The sequence below is a fragment of the Streptomyces sp. NPDC051136 genome, assembly GCF_044455745.1.
GTDB lineage: Bacteria > Actinomycetota > Actinomycetes > Streptomycetales > Streptomycetaceae > Streptomyces.
The window spans coordinates 773,884-790,380 of the sequence record NZ_JBITFE010000001.1 but is presented as its reverse complement, the minus strand read 5'-3'; the positions used below and the strand labels follow the sequence as shown (position 1 = coordinate 790,380).

Below are 16,497 nucleotides of genomic sequence, written 5' to 3'. Positions count from 1 at the left end.
CGCCGCCGGGACAGCCAGGTGAGGGCCGTCCCCGTCCCGCCCTACGGCGTAACGGCCCGCCGGTCGTGGCCGACGACGAGCACGGCGGCGTCGTCCTCGTGTCCGATCAACGCGGCGTTCTTGAGCACGGCGGCCGCCAGCGCGTGCGCCTCCATACCGACCGCGGCGGCGAGGCTCGCCAGCCGTACCACCCGCTCGAGTCCCGCGTCGACGCTCAGCGACGGGCCCTCCACGACCCCGTCCGTGACGAGGACGAACACTCCTCCCGTGCCCAGCCGGTACCGGGTGACCGGATAGTCGGAGCCCTCCATGACGCCCAGCGGGGGGCCGCCCTCGTCCCGGCACACCTCCGCCCGGCCGTCCGCGGTGGCCCGGACACACGGGATGTGACCGGCCCGGGCGCTCTCCAGCACGCCGGTCGCCGGGTCGTAGCGCATGAAGGTGCAGGTGGCGAACAGGTCCTTGTTGAGGGAGAGGACCAGTTCGTTGGTGCAGGCGAGGAGGTCTCCGGGCTCGCTGGTCACGGAGGCGAGCGCGCGCAGGCCGACGCGGACCTGCCCCATGAAGGCGGCGGCGTCGATGGCGTGGCCCTGGACGTCGCCGACGGAGAGACCGATCCGGCCGTCGGGGAGGGTGAAGGCGTCGTACCAGTCTCCGCCCACGTTGAGCCCGGCGTACGCGGGCGAGTAGCAGGCGGCGAGGTGGATGCCGGGCACGGCGGGCAGGTCCGCGGGGAGCATGTCGCGCTGCAGCGCGATCGCCAGCTCCACCTGGGACCGCCGCAACTCGGCGAGCTCCCTGGCCCGGGTGGTCAGCGAGGCCAGCCGGTCGAGCAGTTCTTCACCGTCGGGTGCGGGACGCTTGTTGAACATCGGCCACTCCCTGCCAGGCCGCCTCTCCCGGCAGGGCCTCTCGGCCCCCTGGACAGTGCAAGTCTGTCACCCGGGGTGGAAAAGGTCATGCCGGAGCCGCACCGGGCCGGCCGGGAGCGGCGCCGCGCCCGCCGGGACACCGTGCCGGCCGGGGGCGGTGCCGTGCCCGCCGGGACACCGTGCCGACCTGACGCCGTACCCGCCCGCGGACACCCGTGCCGACCGGACACCGTGCCCGCCCGCGGACACCCGTGCCCACCAGACACCGTGCCCACCCGCGGACACCCGTGCCCGCGGACACCCGTGCCCGCCCGGGACACCGTGCCGACCGGACACCGTGCCCTCCCCGCCGCGCCGGGAAGCGCCCCGCGTTCCGTACCCTTGCCGCATGCGCATGCGTCCCACTCTGAGCTGGACCCCGGGAGCGGACCTGCCGCCGGGCACCACGGACCTGGAGCCGGTCGCCGACGCGCTGCGCGCCCGCGGTGTGCTGGTGCTCAGCGGGGCGGGCATCTCCACGGAGTCGGGCATCCCCGACTACCGGGGCGAGGGCGGCAGCCTGAGCCGGCACACGCCGATGACCTACCAGGACTTCACCGGCTCTCCGGAGGCCCGCCGCAGGTACTGGGCGCGCAGCCACCTCGGCTGGCGCACCTTCGGCCGCGCCCGGCCCAACGCGGGGCACCGGTCGGTGGCGGCGTTCGGGCGCAGCGGTCTGCTGACCGGCGTGATCACCCAGAACGTCGACGGTCTGCACCAGGTGGCGGGCAGCGACGACGTCGTGGAGCTGCACGGCAGCCTGGACCGGGTCGTCTGCCTGTCCTGCGGCGCCTTCAGCCCCCGCCGCGAGCTCGCCAGGCGCCTGGCGGAGGCCAACGCGGGCTTCGCACCGGTGGCCGCCGGCATCAACCCGGACGGCGACGCCGACCTCACCGACGAGCAGGTCGGGGACTTCCGCGTGCTGCCCTGCACGAACTGCGGCGGCATCCTCAAACCGGACGTGGTGTTCTTCGGCGAGAACGTGCCGCCGTCCCGCGTCGAGCACTGCCGCGAGCTGGTGCGAGCGGCGTCCTCGCTGCTGGTCCTCGGCTCTTCGCTGACGGTGATGTCGGGGCTGCGCTTCGTCCGGCAGGCGGCCGAGGCCGGCAAGCCTGTCGTGATCGTCAACCGCGACGCCACCCGCGGTGACCGGCTGGCCGTGACCCGGATCGCGCTCCCGCTGGGACCTGCCCTGACGACGGTGGCCGAACGCCTCGGCGTCCCGGTAGAGGGCGTGGCGACGGCCTGACCGGGCAGCCCGCGTCCGGCCCGTGGTCCGCCGTCTTCCCTCGCCACCCCCTTGACCATGGCCCCTCCACTCCATATGGTCCTCGCACCTCACGAGGTACATCGATTAACCAATCGTTAACCGCTTGGTTGGAGACCACCCCTGTGCGCTCATCGCTGACGCGGCGCGAACTGCTCGCCGCCGGTTCCGGTCTGGCCGCGGCCGCTGCCCTGCCCGCTCTGTCCGGCTGCTCGTCGTTGGCGTCGGCGGACTCCGACCCGGACACCCTCGTCGTCCACACCCAGCTGGGCACCACGGCGCCGGGCTCGCCCACGTACCTCGCGGCCGTGGACCGCTTCCGCGAGGAGAACCCGGGGGTGAAGGTCAAGAACCTCGTCAACGGCGACGACCTCGCCCAGGTCTACGAGACCTCGCGGCTGGCCCGCAAGGAGGCCGACGTCGTGATGGTCAACCTCTACGACAAGACGCTGGCCTGGACGGACGTGGGCGCCACCGTCGACGTCGGGCCCTACCTCGACCAGTGGGGGCTGCGCGGGCGCGTCCTGCCCGCCGCCCTCGCCGACTGGACCGACGACGAAGGCAGGGTGCGGGCCTTCCCCTACTTCGCCACCAACTGGCCCGTCGCCTACAACCGCGCGCTGCTCGACCGGGCCGGCGTGGACGCGATACCCACCACCGGGGACCAGCTGATCGCCGCCGCCCGCAGGCTGCGCGCCAAGGGGATCGCCCCGGTGACCGTGGGCGGCAACGACTGGACCGGCCAGAAGCTGCTGGCACAGATCATCCAGACGTTCCTGTCCCAGGAGGAGGCCCGGCACGTCTACTCCACGGGCGACTTCTCCGGGCGCGGCGCGCGCCGGGGCATCGAGTACTTCACGCACCTGCGGGACGCGGGGGTGTTCGCGGACAAGGCCCAGGGCCTCACCTCCGACTCGATGACCACGCAGTTCAACACCGGGGAGGCGGCCGTCCAGTCGGCGATGTCCTCCGCCCTGGCCAAGGTGCCCGGGAAGGTGGCCCGGCACACGGAGGTGGGCGGCTGGCCGCTGGCCGACGGGGCCGCGCACGACGGTCCCACCGTCATCCGCGCGTACACCCTCATCGGCTTCTGGATCAGCCCCAACGGCGTCCGCAAGATCGAGCACGTCGAGAAGTTCCTGCGGTTCATGTACCGCGACGACACCGTCGCGCGGTTCGTGACGGAGAGCGGCCGGGACATGGCCCTGCGCACGGACGCCGTCTCCACCGGGTTCCCGCTGGTGGGGGCGGCCCAGCGGCTCGGCTCCGAGGTGAGCCAGGTGCTGCTGCCCGACGTGTACGTGCCGCCCGCCGCCGCACAGCCACTGATCACCGCGACCAGCACTTCGTTCACCCGGGGCACCAGCCCGGCCCGCGTGCGTGCCGCCCTCGAGTCCGCGTACCGGTCCGCATGAGCCGCCCGGTCGTCCTCGGCCACGCCGCCCAGGTCCCCCACGCCCCCCTCCCCCGCTCCACCCGTTCCCCGGGAGTCACCGCATGACGACGCTCACCACGACGCCGGACGGGAGCGCGGCCCGCCCGTCCGCCCCGCCCGCCTCCCCCGCTCCGGCCGGGCGCCGGCCCCGTCAGGGCGGCACCGTCCTCGCGGTGCCCGCTCTGGTGTGGTACCTGGTCTTCATGGTCGGGCCGCTGCTCGCCATCTTCGTGATCGCGGCCCTGCACTGGCCGGGCATGCTCCAGCCGGTGTCCTTCGCGGGGCTCGACAACGCCCGCACGGTGCTGGACGACCCGGTGTTCTGGGACGCGGTGCGCAACACCGCCGTACAACTGGCCGTCGCCCTCCCGGTGATGATCGTCTGCGCGTACATGCTGGGGTACTACGTGGCCCAGCGGCCTCCGGGCCACCGGGTGATCCGCTATCTGCTCTTCATCCCGGGGCTGATCTCGACGCCCGCGAAGGCGATGGTGTTCTACGCGGCCCTCTCCCCGGACGGTCTGCTCAACGGAGGGCTGGAGGGCGTCGGCCTCGGCTCCCTCACCGACGCCTGGCTGGCCTCGCCGTCGACGGCCCTGGCCTGCCTGATCGCCCTGGACGTCTGGGCCGGCATCGGCTTCACCGCCGTCCTGTTCGCCGCCCGGCTGGGCAGCGTGCCGGACGAGCTCGGGGAGGCCGCGCAGCTGGACGGGGCCGGGCACTGGCGGACGATGTGGTCGGTGCACTTCCCCGTCATCCGCGACTACGTCGGCGTGGTGACGATGCTCCAGTTCCTGTGGACGCTGTTCGGCTCCGCGCAGCACGTGCTGCTGCTCACGCAGGGCGGTCCGGGCACGTCGTCCACCACGCTGTCGTTCCTCGTCTACCAGAAGGCGTTCATCGCCGCCGACCTCGGCTACAGCCAGACCGTCGGCGTCCTCCTCTTCCTCGTCGGACTCGCCGGGCTGCTGACGATCCGCCGCGTCTTCCGCCAGACCTACTGATCGGAGCAGCACTCATGAAGCTCGGCAAGCGCTGGCTCCCGGCCCACATCCTGGTGTGGACGTACGCGGTGCTGCTCGTCGTCCCGCTGTACTACTTCCTCGCCTCGGCCTTCAAGTCGAACGACGAGATCTTCGCGCACCCCTTCGCCCCGCCGTCCTCCCTGGGGTTCGGCAACTTCCGCACCGCCTTCGAGAGCGCCGACCTCGGGCTCGCGGTCGTCAACTCGGCGCTGGTGACGGTGTTCTCGCTGGCGCTCACGCTGCTGCTGGCGATCCCGGCCGCGTTCGCGCTGGCCCGGTCGACGGGACGACTGGCGGGCGTGGTCGAGAAGGTCTTCTCGCTGGGCTTTCTGATCCCGACGTTCGCGGCGCTCTTCCCCACCTTCCTGCTCGCGGCGGCCACCGGGCTGTTCCACACCCGGATCTTCATGGTGCTGTTCCTGCCGGCGACGGCGCTTCCGCTGTCGGTGGTGATCCTGGTGCAGTTCATGCGCACCATTCCGCCGGAGATGGAGGAGGCGGCGCGGCTGGACGGGGCGTCCACGTTCGCGGTGCTGCGGCACGTCTACACGCCGATGTGCCTGCCGGGCATCGCCACGGTGCTGCTGCTGAACTTCCTGACGTTCTGGAACGAGTACCTGTACTCGTTGGTCATCATCGGCCCGGACCCGGCGCAGCGCACGGTCCAGGTGGCGCTGCCCACGCTGAAGTCGATCACCGGCACGGACTACGGCGTGCTGACGGCGGGCACGGTGCTGACCCTGGTGCCGGTGTGGCTCGTCTACACCCTGCTGCAGAAGCGCATGCAGCAGGCCCTGGTGAGCGGGGCGGTGAAGATGTGAGCGCCTCCGCCGAGCGGGCCGGACGCCGGCCCACGATCAAGGCGGTCGCCGCGGCGGCCGGGGTGTCGACGGCCGCCGTGTCCCAGGCCTTCAACAACAAGGGCCGGCTCTCCGAGGCGACCCGCCGCCGGATCCTCGACGCCGCGCTGGAGCTGGGCTGGTCGCCCAGCGCCTCCGCGGCTGCGCTGCGCAACGCGCGTACCCGCAGTCTGGCCCTGGTGGTGCGGCGGCCCACGGACGTGCTGGGGTCCGACCCCCACTTCAGCGAGCTGATCACCGGCATAGAGGGCGAGTTGGCGCCGCGCGGCTACGGCCTGCTGCTGCACCTGGTCAGCGGTCACCGCGAGGAGAACGCGCTGTACGAGCGGCTCGCCGCCGAGGGCCGGGTGGACGGCGCCGTGCTCACCGACGCCCGCGACGACGACGCCCGGCCCGCGCTGCTCGCCCGGCTCGGGCTGCCCGCCGTACTGCTCGGCGCGCCCGACGGCACGGCCGTCGTCCCGCGGGTCGGCCTGCGCGACCAGGGGGCGGGCATCGCCGAGGCCGTCGCGCATCTGCTGGACCTCGGTCACCGGCGCGTGGCCTACGTCAGCGGGCCGCCCGAGCTCCAGCACACCCGCGTGCGGCGGGCGGCCTTCGAGGGCGCCCTGCGCGAGGCGGGCCTGCGGCCGTTCGCCGTGCTGCCCACCGACTTCAGCGAGCGGCGGGCCGTCGGTGCCACCGAGGCGCTCCTCGGTGCCGCCGACCGGCCCACCGCGATCGTGTACGCCAACGACTCGATGGCGGTGTGCGGTATCGGCACCGCGCAGCGCGCCGGGCTGGCCGTGCCCAGGGACCTGTCCGTCGTGGGCTACGACGACCTGCCGCTCGGCAGGTGGCTGCACCCCCGGCTGACCACGGTCGACCAGCAGGTCCAGCGGGTGGGCGCGGCGGCCGCGCGCATGCTGCTCGCCCTGTGCGGCGAGGAGGTCGAGGACACCGCCCTCGCCGAGCGTCCCCGCCTGGTCGTACGCGAGTCCACGGGGCCCGCCCCCGCCTGACCCCCCCCCGGCCGCGGCATGCCGCGGTCACCCACGCACCGTTCGGCACCCCCACCACCCGAGAAGGACCATGCGACGCCACAGCGCCCAGCTCACCCACCAGCCCGACGTCCTGCCCTGGCTCGGCGCCAACTTCTGGTCCCGCACCGGCGGCCCGCTGATGTGGCGGAACTACGACCCGCAGATCGTCCGCGACGAACTGCGCGTCCTCGCCGACCACGGCCTGAACACGACCCGTTCCTTCTTCTACTGGCCGGACTTCCACCCGGAGCCCGACCGGATCGACGACGACCTGTGCGCGCGCTTCCAGGACTTCCTCGACGCCCACGCGGAGACCGGCATGGGGACGATACCGACCTTCATCGTCGGCCACATGTCCGGCGAGAACTGGGACCCCGTCTGGCGCGGCAACCGCGACCTGTACGAGGACGTGTGGATGGTGGGTCGCCAGGCGTGGTTCGTCTCCCGGATGGCGCGCCGCTTCAAGGACCACCCGGCGGTCACGGGCTGGCTGATCACCAACGAGATGCCGGGGTACGGGCGGATCTACCAGGTCGACCCGCCGTCCTCGGACGTGGTGACCGCGTGGGCCCAGGCCATGTGCAACGCGGTGCGGGCGACGGGCGCGACGCAGCCGGTTTCGCTGGGCGACGGGGCGTGGGGCATCGAGGTCACCGGCCGCGACAACGGCTTCTCGCTGCGGGAGACGGCCGAGTACGTCGACTTCGTCGGCCCGCACGTGTACCGCTCGGACACCGACCGGCCGCGCCAGCACTACCGCGCCGCCTTCGAGTGCGAGCTGGCCTCGGTGACCGGACAGCCCGTGGTGCTGGAGGAGTTCGGCCTGTCCACCGACACCGTCTCGGCCGCCAACGCGGGCGTCCACTACCGGCAGACGCTGCACAACTCGCTGCTGGGCGGCGCCACCGGCTGGCTCGCCTGGAACAACACCGACTACGACGACCTGTGGGAGCAGTCTCCCTACGACCACCACCCCTTCGAGATGCACTTCGGCATCACCGACGCCACCGGGGCACCCAAGGAGCCGCTGCGGGAATTGGCCGCGTTCGCGAAGGTGCTGAAAGCGGTGGACTTCCCGCGCTGCTCGCGCGCGGACGCCGACGCCGCCCTGGTCGTCCCCGCCTTCCTGGAACGGGGCTACCCCTACAGCCGCCCGGCCGACCGGCCGCTCATCTTCACCTCCCTGCACCAGGGTTACGTCACCGCGCGCTCCGCCGACCTGCCGGTGGCCCTCACCCGCGAGGCCGACGGGCTGCCGGGCGAGGCGTCGCTCTACCTGCTTCCCGCCACCCGGCAGCTCACCACCCGCACCCGCAGGGAACTGGCCCGCCGGGCCGCCGGGGGCGCCACCGTGTACCTGTCGTTCTGTTCCGGCGAGCATCCGGCCACCCGCGGCCCCTGGTTCGACGATCTCGACGGGCTCTTCGGCGTGGAACTGCAGTTGTCCTACGGTGTCGCCGAGCCGATCGGCGACGACGTGCTGGAGATGACGTTCACCGAGGACTTCGGCGATCTGCGCGCCGGTGAGGTGCTGCGCTTCCCCGTCGCGGGGAACGAGGACAGCCGCGCCTACCTGCCGGTCGTACCGCGTGCGGGCCGGGTCGTCGCGGTGGACGCCCACGGCCGGCCGGCCCTGGTCGTCCACGAGACCGGAAAGGGGCGCACGGTGCTGGCCGCGTACCCGCTGGAGCACATGGCGGCCCGCACCGCCCGCGTCAACCCGGACGTCACACAGCGTCTCTACGCCGCGCTCGCGCAGGTGGCGGGCGTGCGACGGCCCGTCACGGTCGCCGATCCGCACGTCTCGGCGGACGTCCTCGTCCATGCCGACGGCCGCCGTTTCGTGTGGCTGGTCAGCCAGAGCTCCGAGCCGCTCGTGGTCCGTCCGGCCGCCGACGGAAAGCTGTACGGCCTGGACGACGGCGCACCGGTCGAGGACGTGGCGCTCGACGCGTACGGCGTCGTGGTGCTGGAGCTGCGGTGACCGCCCCGCGTTACCGCGACCCGGCCGCGCCGGTGCCCGAACGCGTCCGTGACCTGCTCGGCCGCATGACCCTCGCGGAGAAGGTCGGTCAGCTCAACCAGCGCATGTACGGCTGGGACGCCTACCAGAGGTCCGGGGGCGGCCACCGCCTCACGGACGCCTTCCGCGCGGAGGTCGCCGCCTTCGACGGCATGGGTGCGCTGTACGGGCTGCAGCGGGCCGACGCCTGGTCGGGCGTCGGTTTCGCGGACGGCCTCGACGCACGCGACGGGGCGCGGACGGCCGCGGCCGTGCAGCGGTACGTCACGGAGCACACGCGGCTCGGCATACCCGTGCTGCTGGTCGAGGAGATGCCGCACGGCCACCAGGCGCTGGACGGCACGGTGCTCCCGGTGAACCTGGCGGCCGGAGCCACCTGGGATCCGGCGCTGTACGCCGACGCGGTGGCCGGGGCGGCCGCCGAACTGCGGGCGCGCGGTGCGCACGTCGCGCTGGTCTCGGCCCTGGACCTGGTGCGGGATCCGCGCTGGGGGCGCAGCGAGGAGTGCTTCGCCGAGGACCCGTACCTGGCCGCGCGGATGACCGAGGCACTGGTAGAGGGCGCGGGCCGGGCGGGTGTGGCCGTGGTCCTCAAGCACTTCGCCGGGCAGGGCGCCACGACCGGCGGCCGCAACAGCGCGGCGACGGAGCTGGGTGTGCGCGAACTGCACGAGGTGCATCTGGCGGCGGCCCGGGCCGGGGTGGCGGCGGGCGCGGCCGGGTTGATGGCCGCCTACAACGAGTTCGACGGCCTGCCCTGCGTCGCGAGCCGGTACCTGCTGACCGAACTGCTCCGTGAGGAGTGGGGCTTCGAGGGTGTCGTCATGGCGGACGGCACGGCGGTGGACCGGCTGGTGCGGCTGACCGGCGATCCGGTCGCGGCCGGGGCGCTGGCCCTGGACGCGGGCTGCGACCTGAGCCTGTGGGACGGTTGCTTCCCGCGGCTGGGCGAGGCCGTGGAACGCGCCCTGGTGTCCGAGGCGGCCGTGGACACCGCGGTGGCGCGGGTCCTCGCGTTGAAGTTCCGCCTCGGCCTGTTCGAGCAGCCCCTGCCCGACGGCCGGTCCGCGACCGGGGCCCTGCCGGACCCCGCCGAGCTGGGCGAGCGCGTCGCCCGCGCGTCCGTGACGCTGCTCGCGCACGAGGGCGGTGTCCTGCCCTTGTCCCGTTCGGTGCGGCGGATCGCGGTGCTCGGTCCGAACGCGGACTCCGTGGCGCGGCAGACGGGCGACTACGCGGCGCCGCAGCGCCCCGGCGCCGGCATCACCGTCCTGGACGGCATCCGCGCGGCGGTCGCGCCCGGCACCGAGGTGCTGCACGGCCCAGGCTGCGCCCTGGTCGGTGAGGACGTGGCGGACGTCGCGGCCGCCGTCGCGCTGGCGGCGGGCTCCGACGTGGCCGTGCTGGTGCTGGGCGGTTCCAGCGCCCGCTCCGCGGACACCGTCTTCGACGCGAACGGTGCGGCCGTCGCCGGAGCCGGAACGCCGTCCGGCATGACCTGCGGAGAGGGTGTGGACCTGGCGGACCTGGCGCTGCCGCCCGCGCAACGGGCCCTGTGGTCCGCGGTGTCGGCGACCGGGACACCGGTCGTGGTGGTGCTGGTCCAGGGCCGGCCGCACGCCCTGCCCGGGGTGGAGGCGCCCGCGGCCGCGGTGCTGAGCGCCTGGTACCCGGGTCCGGCGGGCGGGCGTGCCGTGGCCGAGGTGCTGTTCGGCGACGTCGAGCCGCGCGGCCGGCTGCCGGTCTCCGTGCCCCGCTCGGCCGCTCAGCTGCCCGTGTACTACAACGGCAAGGACCACCGCTATCGCGGGTACGTCGACCAGAGCGCCGGTCCGCTGCACGCCTTCGGACACGGCCTGTCGTACACGAGCGTCGCGTACGGGGCGCCGCGGCTGTCGCACACCCGGGTCGGTGCGGACGCGCCCCGTCTGACCTGCCGGGTGACGGTCCGCAACACGGGGTCCCGGCCGGCCGAGGAGACGGTCCAGCTGTACGTGCGCAGGCTGTCCGGGGGCACCTCCTGGCCGCGCGTGCGGGAGTTGCGCGGCTTCGTGCGCCTGAGCATCGCGCCGGGCGACGCGGCGGACGCGGTCTTCGAGGTGGGCCCGGAGACGCTCGCGTCGGTGGGACGCGACCTGCGTCTCGTGGTGGAGCCGGGGACGGTGGAGGTGGAGACGGGCCCGGCGTCCGACCGGACCCGGGGCGCCCGCCTGGAGATCACGGACTCGGAATCGACCGCGACTTAGGCTAGCCTTACCTTCATGGCGAAGCCAAGGCGACTCACGCCCCAGTACCCGGAGATGTTCCGCGCCCACGTCGTGCGGACCCAGCGGGTCTCCCCGTCCATGCAGCGCGTCACGGTCACCGGGCCCCGGCTCGGCGGCTTTCCGTGGCTCGGGTACGACCACTGGTTCCGCCTGTTCTTCCCCCTCGCCCACCAACGCGGCCTGCGCCTGCCGGAGTTCACCGGATCCCAGTGGTGGCAGCCGTACCTGGCGATCCCCGAGGAGGAGCGGCCGCACTGCGCCAACTACTCCGTGGCCGACTACCGCAGGCGGACGGCCGAGCTGGACATCGACTTCGTCGTCCACCGCGGCCCCACCGGCGAGATCGAGGGCCGGGCCGCGATCTGGGCCTGCGGCGCCCGGCCCGGGGACGCGCTCGCCCTGCTCGACCAGGGCGTCCTCTTCGACTGCCCGCCGGACGCCTCCGAGGTCACCGTGGTGGCCGACGAGACCGGTCTGCCCGCCACGGCGAGCATCATGCGCTCGCTGCCCGCGGGCACCAGGGGACGGCTCATCCAGGAGATCCCCACCGACGGCGACCGACGCGCGCTCCGGGCCCCGGACGGCGTGACCGTCTCCTGGGTGGTGCGGCAGGACGGCTCCTCGGTACCCGGTGCCGCCGCGCTCCGTGAACTGCACCGGCTGAACCGCGCCGACGCGACCGGTTACGCCTTCGTCGTCGGCGAGTCGACCCTGGCCACCGAGGGGCGCAGGCACCTGCACCGTCTGGGCCTGCCGAAGGAGCGCATCACCTTCTCGGGCTTCTGGAAGCACGAGGCTCTCGCGGCGGCCTGAGGCGGGCGGTCTCCCCCGCACCCGCTCTCGGCCGAGGCCGGCCGCGGCGAGAGCCAGTGCGGCGCGCAGGGCGGCGGCGAGACCGGCCCGGGTGGCCGCGGAGCCGTCCGGTTCGGCCGTCCGGCTGGCCTGGTGTTCGGCGGCCGCGCGCAGGGCGGCGTTGAGGGATGACGGCCCGGACGGTCCGACCGCCGCGTGGGCCGGCGCCCCGGCGTGCTGGGCCGACTTTTGTACAAGACCCGTGTCCGGCCGGCGGCGCACCATCGCGGCATGAGCCAGTACGACACCGATCTCTCGCACGGCATGCACGTGGTCCACGACGGCCCGCCCCAGGCGCCGCCCATGCTGCTCATCCACGGTTCCGGCGCGTCGGCCGCTTCCTGGGACCCGGTGGTCCCGGCGCTGGCCGAACACCGGCACGTCCTGCGCGTCGACCTTCCGGGCTGCGGCAGGTCCCCGGCCACCGGCTCGTACGACGTGCCATCGCAGGCAGGGCGGTTGGCGGCACTCCTGGACGACCTCGGCCTGCGTTCCGTGACCGTGGCCGGCCACTCCAGCGGCGGCTACGCCGCCACGGCGCTCGCGGAGCGACGCCCCGACCTGGTGGGCGCGTTGGCGCTGGTCAGCACGGGTCCGGGTCTGGACGCGTTCCTTCCGCAGCCGTTGCTCCTCCGGCTGCTGCTGGCCCCGCCCCTCGGTCCGCTCCTGTGGCCCTTGCGCACCGACACGATGCTCCGCAAGGGCATCGCCGCGACGGCCGCCGGTCCCGTGGAGATCCCGGACGGCATGATCGAGGACCTGCGCGGCATGTCGTACCGCTCCTTCAGGACGGTGGCGCGCGGGAACACGGCCTACCTCGCCGAGCGGGGCGTGCCCGAACGCCTCGCCGCCCTCAGCGTGCCGGTGCTGGTGCTCTTCGGTGCCGCCGACCCGCGCTGGGAACCGTCGTCGGCGCACCGGTACGCAGCCGTACCGGACACACGGCTCGAACTGCTGCCGGGGGTCGGGCACCTGCCGCCGCTGGAGGCACCCGGGGCGACCGGCGAACTGCTGCTGGGCCTCACCGCCACCGGCGCCGGCGTTCCGGCCGCCGGTCCCGAGACCTAGGGTGGTGACATGTCGTCCACCGGGGCATCGAACGGGGCGCCACCCGACTGGTCGAGCGTGGACGTGGCGGTCCCACGCCCCGAGGTCCGGCTGCCGGGGGTGAGCATGGCCGGCTTCCGTCAGGCCGTGCCGGCCTTCGTGGACATGGCCATGGTCGCGCATCCGTCGGTCACCGTCCTCATCGACCTGAGCGAGGGCGACGGCCTGCTGTACGGCGCCCGCGGGCGGCACGGGCACGGCAGCTTCGTCGTCGGGCTCGCTCCGGGAGGCCTGCGGGCGGCGGGCCGGGTGCGCGAGTGCCTGCAGATCCGGCTGGATCCGCCCGTGGCGGCCGCGGTGCTGGGCCCGGCGGGCGGGCTCGGCACGGGCGTCGAGTCGTTCGAGGACGTCTGGGGCCGCGAGGCGGCGCCGGTCCGGGACGAGCTGCGCGCCGCCGGGTCCTGGGACGAGCGGTTCGCGCGCGCGGCGGCCCTGCTGGTCCGCCGTACGGCGCGACGGCCGCGGGTCGATCCGGAGGTCGCCCACACCTGGCGTACCACGCTCGACAGCCGCGGGCGGGTGCGGATCGACGGTCTCGCCGACGAGGTCGGCTGGAGCCGCAAGCGGCTGTCGGCCCGCTTCCACGCCCAGCTCGGCATCACGCCCAAGCGGGCCGCCCGGCTGGTGCGGTTCGACCACGCCGCCCACCTGCTCGCGGCGGGCCTCGCGCCCGCCGCCGTCGCCTTCGCCAGCGGTTACGTCGACCAGTCCCACCTCCACCGGGAGGTCAAGGCGTTCACCGGGCTCACTCCCACGGCCGTGGCCGGCGCGCCCTGGCTCGCGATCGACGACGTGGCGTGGCCGGGCCCGTCACCCGGCTCTCCCCCGGGACCCGTGCTCCCGCCGCGGGTCACGGACGTTGCCGGACCTGCGGGCGCTTGATAGGCAGGTGCTGACCCGGCGGGCCCCGGCCCGCCCGAGCGTGTCGTCACCCGACGGTTCGGCACCGACGCACCGGAGCAGACTCCATGAAGATCCACCTCACCAGCGTCTTCGTCGACGACCAGGCGCACGCCCTGCGCTTCTACACGGAGGCGCTCGGCTTCCTGAAGAAGCACGACGTGCCGGTGGGGGCCGGTGGGGACCGGTGGCTGACCGTCGTCTCGCCGGAGGCTCCCGAGGGGACCGAGCTGCTGCTGGAGCCGTCCGGTCACCCCGCGGTGCGGCCCTACCGTACGGCGCTGGCCGAGGACGGCATCCCGGCGGCCTCCTTCGCCGTGGACGACGTACGGGCGGAGTTCGACCGGCTCCGCGCACTCGGGGTGCGCTTCACCCAGGAGCCGGTGGAGACGGGTCCGGTCACCACGGCGGTCCTGGACGACACCTGCGGCAACCTGATCCAGATCATGCAGGCCCCGTGACCTGGAGGGCCCCCGCCGGGGAGGGTGCCGCCTACGGGGCCGTCGCGCTCCCGAGGCGGTCGGCGAGGGTCGCGGCGAACTCCTCCGCCCGCGCCAGCTGGGTCCGCAGGTCCGCGACCCGCTGCCGGGCGGCCCGTTCGTAGGTGCGGACGCGTTCGAGGAGCCGCTCGCGCTCGTCCGCCGGCAACTGTCCGCCGGCGCGGTCCAGGCGGTCGGTGGCCTCCAGGAGGTCGCGCATCTCGTCGAGGGTGAAGCCGAGCGGCTTCATCCGGCGGACGACCATGAGGCGGGCCACGTCGGCCTCCGTGTACAACCGGAAGCCGCCCTGCGAGCGGGCGGACGGGACGACCAGGCCGGTCTCCTCGTAGTGCCGGATCGTGCGCAGCGACAACTCGGTCCTGGCCGCCACCTCTCCGATCTGCATGTGCCCGCCGCTCACGCGTGCGCCTTCCTCGTCGCCCGTCCCGCCGCCATCGCCACGGCTTCGATCCCTACCGTAACGTCAGGGTAGAGTTGCCCGGGTGCCGGGCCGCTGGGCCGCCCGGCGCGTCCATGGCCCGGAAACCCGACACGGTGCGGGAGAGCCGGTCCGCCTTGTCATGCCGGGGTCGAGGAAGCCCCCGGCGGACACCCGTGCCGGCACGAGAGAGCGAGCGCATGTCCCCGACACCCCGCGCCGCCGTCTGCCCGCCGTGACGCCTCGCCGCTGAGCGGCTGCCGCCGCGTCGGCACGCGCTCTCCCCATCCTCCCCGGTCCGCCGCCGCGCGGCCCTCGCGCGGGGCCGGCCCGGCTCCGCACTCCCCCGCACGCCCTCGCTGCCGGGCGTGCCCGACCACGACGGGTACCTTCCTCTTGTCTGTTCCGGTGCTCTCCCCCGCCGCGCGCCTGCGCGGCCTCAAGCCCGACTGGCTCTCCGACCCGAAGGTGTGGCGCACCGAAGTCCTCGCCGGACTCGTCGTCGCCCTGGCGCTGGTCCCGGAGGCGATCTCGTTCTCGATCATCGCCGGGGTCGACCCGGAGACCGGTCTGTTCGCGGCGTTCACCATGGCCGTCACCATCTCGGTCGTCGGCGGCCGCCGCGCGATGATCTCCGCCGCGACCGGCGCCGTCGCCCTGGTGATCGCCCCGCTGAACCGGGAGCACGGTCTCGGGTACCTGGTCGCAGCGGTGATCCTGGCCGGTGTCTTCCAGGTGGTCCTCGGGGCGCTCGGAGTGGCCAGGCTGATGCGGTTCGTGCCGCGCTCGGTGATGGTCGGCTTCGTCAACGCGCTGGCCGTCCTCATCTTCATGGCGCAGGTGCCCGAGCTGACCGACGTGCCCTGGCCCGTCTACCCGCTCGTGGCGGCCGGGCTCGTGCTGATGGTGCTGTTCCCGAGGGTCACGAGGGTGGTCCCGGCGCCGCTGGTCTCCATCGTCGTGCTCACGGTCGTCACCGTGGCGGCGGGCATCGCCGTACCGACCGTGGGCGACAAGGGGGAGCTGCCGCACGCCCTGCCCGTGCCCGGGCTGCCCGACGTGCCGTTCACCCTCGACACGCTGACGACCGTCGCCCCGTACGCGTTCGCCATGGCCCTGGTCGGGCTGATGGAGTCGCTGATGACGGCGAAGCTGGTGGACGACATCACCGACACCCACTCCGACAAGACCCGTGAGTCGATCGGTCAGGGCATCGCCAACATCGTCACCGGCTTCTTCGGCGGCATGGGCGGTTGCGCCATGATCGGCCAGACGATGATCAACGTGAAGGTGTCCGGCGCGCGCACCCGTCTGTCCACGTTCCTCGCGGGTTCGTTCCTGATGGTGCTGTGCGTCGTGTTCGGCCCGGTCGTGTCCGACATCCCGATGGCCGCCCTGGTCGCGGTGATGGTGATGGTGTCGTTCACGACGTTCGACTGGCACTCCGTCGCTCCGCGGACGCTCAGGCGGATGCCCGCAGGCGAGATCCTGGTCATGGTGGTCACCGTCGCCGTCGTGGTCGCGACCGGCAATCTCGCCGTCGGCGTCGTGGTCGGCTCCGTCACCGCGATGGTGATCTTCGCCCGGCGGGTCGCCCGTCTGGCCGACGTCACCTCGGTCACCGACCCCGACGGCGGCCAGGTCGTCTACTCCGTCACCGGCGAGCTGTTCTTCGCCTCCAGCAACGACCTGGTCGCCCGGTTCGACTACGCCGGTGACCCGGACCGGGTCGTCATCGACCTGTCCGCGACCCGCGTCTGGGACGCCTCGTCGGTGGCCGCCCTGGACGCGATCGAGACCAAGTACGCGCAGCGCGGCAAGCAGGTCGAGATCGCCGGTCTCGACGAGCGCAGTTCAGATCTGCGCGAACGGCTCGGCGGCACCCTGACCGGGCACCACTGACCCTCCGG

14 protein-coding genes are annotated in these 16,497 nt (G+C 73.6%); 12 read left to right on the top strand and 2 right to left on the bottom strand.

Annotation, left to right across the window (positions count from 1 at the left end; all coding sequences use genetic code 11):
• Positions 1-41: 41 nt before the first annotated feature.
• Positions 42-872: a PP2C family protein-serine/threonine phosphatase gene (locus ACIBCJ_RS03425; RefSeq protein WP_362098194.1), complete on the bottom strand. Its 831-nt coding sequence runs from the start codon at positions 870-872 to the stop codon at positions 42-44.
• A gap of 388 nt (positions 873-1,260) precedes the next feature.
• Between ACIBCJ_RS03425 and ACIBCJ_RS03420 the strand changes: the two genes are divergently transcribed.
• The 11 genes from ACIBCJ_RS03420 to ACIBCJ_RS03370 all read left to right on the top strand — a co-directional run bounded on the left by ACIBCJ_RS03420 (position 1,261) and on the right by ACIBCJ_RS03370 (position 14,130).
• The gene (locus tag ACIBCJ_RS03420; protein WP_365978636.1) at positions 1,261-2,160 is read left to right on the top strand and encodes an NAD-dependent protein deacetylase; all 900 of its coding nucleotides are present in this window, start codon (positions 1,261-1,263) and stop codon (positions 2,158-2,160) included.
• Positions 2,161-2,303: 143 nt separating this feature from the next.
• Positions 2,304-3,593: an ABC transporter substrate-binding protein gene (locus tag ACIBCJ_RS03415; protein WP_362505886.1), complete on the top strand. Its 1,290-nt coding sequence runs from the start codon at positions 2,304-2,306 to the stop codon at positions 3,591-3,593.
• Positions 3,594-3,675: 82 nt separating this feature from the next.
• Entirely contained in the window at positions 3,676-4,617 is a 942-nt protein-coding gene (locus tag ACIBCJ_RS03410; protein WP_362098185.1) for a sugar ABC transporter permease, read from the top strand.
• Between the two features lie 14 nt (positions 4,618-4,631).
• Entirely contained in the window at positions 4,632-5,459 is an 828-nt protein-coding gene (locus ACIBCJ_RS03405; RefSeq protein WP_133884699.1) for a carbohydrate ABC transporter permease, read from the top strand.
• The gene (locus ACIBCJ_RS03400; RefSeq protein ID WP_362098181.1) at positions 5,456-6,499 is read left to right on the top strand and encodes a LacI family DNA-binding transcriptional regulator; all 1,044 of its coding nucleotides are present in this window, start codon (positions 5,456-5,458) and stop codon (positions 6,497-6,499) included. Before ACIBCJ_RS03405 ends, ACIBCJ_RS03400 begins: the two co-directional genes overlap by 4 nt.
• A gap of 70 nt (positions 6,500-6,569) precedes the next feature.
• Positions 6,570-8,504 (top strand): cellulase family glycosylhydrolase, encoded by a 1,935-nt coding sequence (locus ACIBCJ_RS03395; protein WP_365978637.1) that lies wholly within the window; start codon positions 6,570-6,572, stop codon positions 8,502-8,504.
• Entirely contained in the window at positions 8,501-10,789 is a 2,289-nt protein-coding gene (locus ACIBCJ_RS03390) for a glycoside hydrolase family 3 N-terminal domain-containing protein (protein WP_365978638.1), read from the top strand. The genes ACIBCJ_RS03395 and ACIBCJ_RS03390 overlap by 4 nt, the downstream gene beginning before the upstream one ends.
• 15 nt (positions 10,790-10,804) lie before the next feature.
• Entirely contained in the window at positions 10,805-11,623 is an 819-nt protein-coding gene (locus ACIBCJ_RS03385; protein ID WP_365978639.1) for a siderophore-interacting protein, read from the top strand.
• A gap of 270 nt (positions 11,624-11,893) precedes the next feature.
• Positions 11,894-12,730 (top strand): alpha/beta hydrolase, encoded by an 837-nt coding sequence (locus ACIBCJ_RS03380; protein ID WP_365978640.1) that lies wholly within the window; start codon positions 11,894-11,896, stop codon positions 12,728-12,730.
• 9 nt (positions 12,731-12,739) lie between these two features.
• Complete coding sequence (locus tag ACIBCJ_RS03375; protein WP_365978641.1) at positions 12,740-13,651, top strand: helix-turn-helix domain-containing protein; 912 nt, start codon at positions 12,740-12,742, stop codon at positions 13,649-13,651.
• Positions 13,652-13,737: 86 nt separating this feature from the next.
• Positions 13,738-14,130 carry a VOC family protein gene (locus tag ACIBCJ_RS03370; protein ID WP_362098158.1) on the top strand — a complete coding sequence of 131 codons (393 nt, stop codon included), beginning with the start codon at positions 13,738-13,740 and terminating at the stop codon, positions 14,128-14,130.
• 31 nt (positions 14,131-14,161) lie between these two features.
• On the opposite strand, the gene ACIBCJ_RS03365 is transcribed toward ACIBCJ_RS03370, so the two are convergent.
• Complete coding sequence (locus ACIBCJ_RS03365) at positions 14,162-14,569, bottom strand: MerR family transcriptional regulator (RefSeq protein ID WP_362098155.1); 408 nt, start codon at positions 14,567-14,569, stop codon at positions 14,162-14,164.
• A 414-nt stretch (positions 14,570-14,983) separates the two neighbouring features.
• On the opposite strand from ACIBCJ_RS03365, the gene ACIBCJ_RS03360 reads away from it, so the two are divergent.
• Complete coding sequence (locus tag ACIBCJ_RS03360) at positions 14,984-16,489, top strand: SulP family inorganic anion transporter (protein WP_362505911.1); 1,506 nt, start codon at positions 14,984-14,986, stop codon at positions 16,487-16,489.
• Positions 16,490-16,497: the final 8 nt, after the last annotated feature.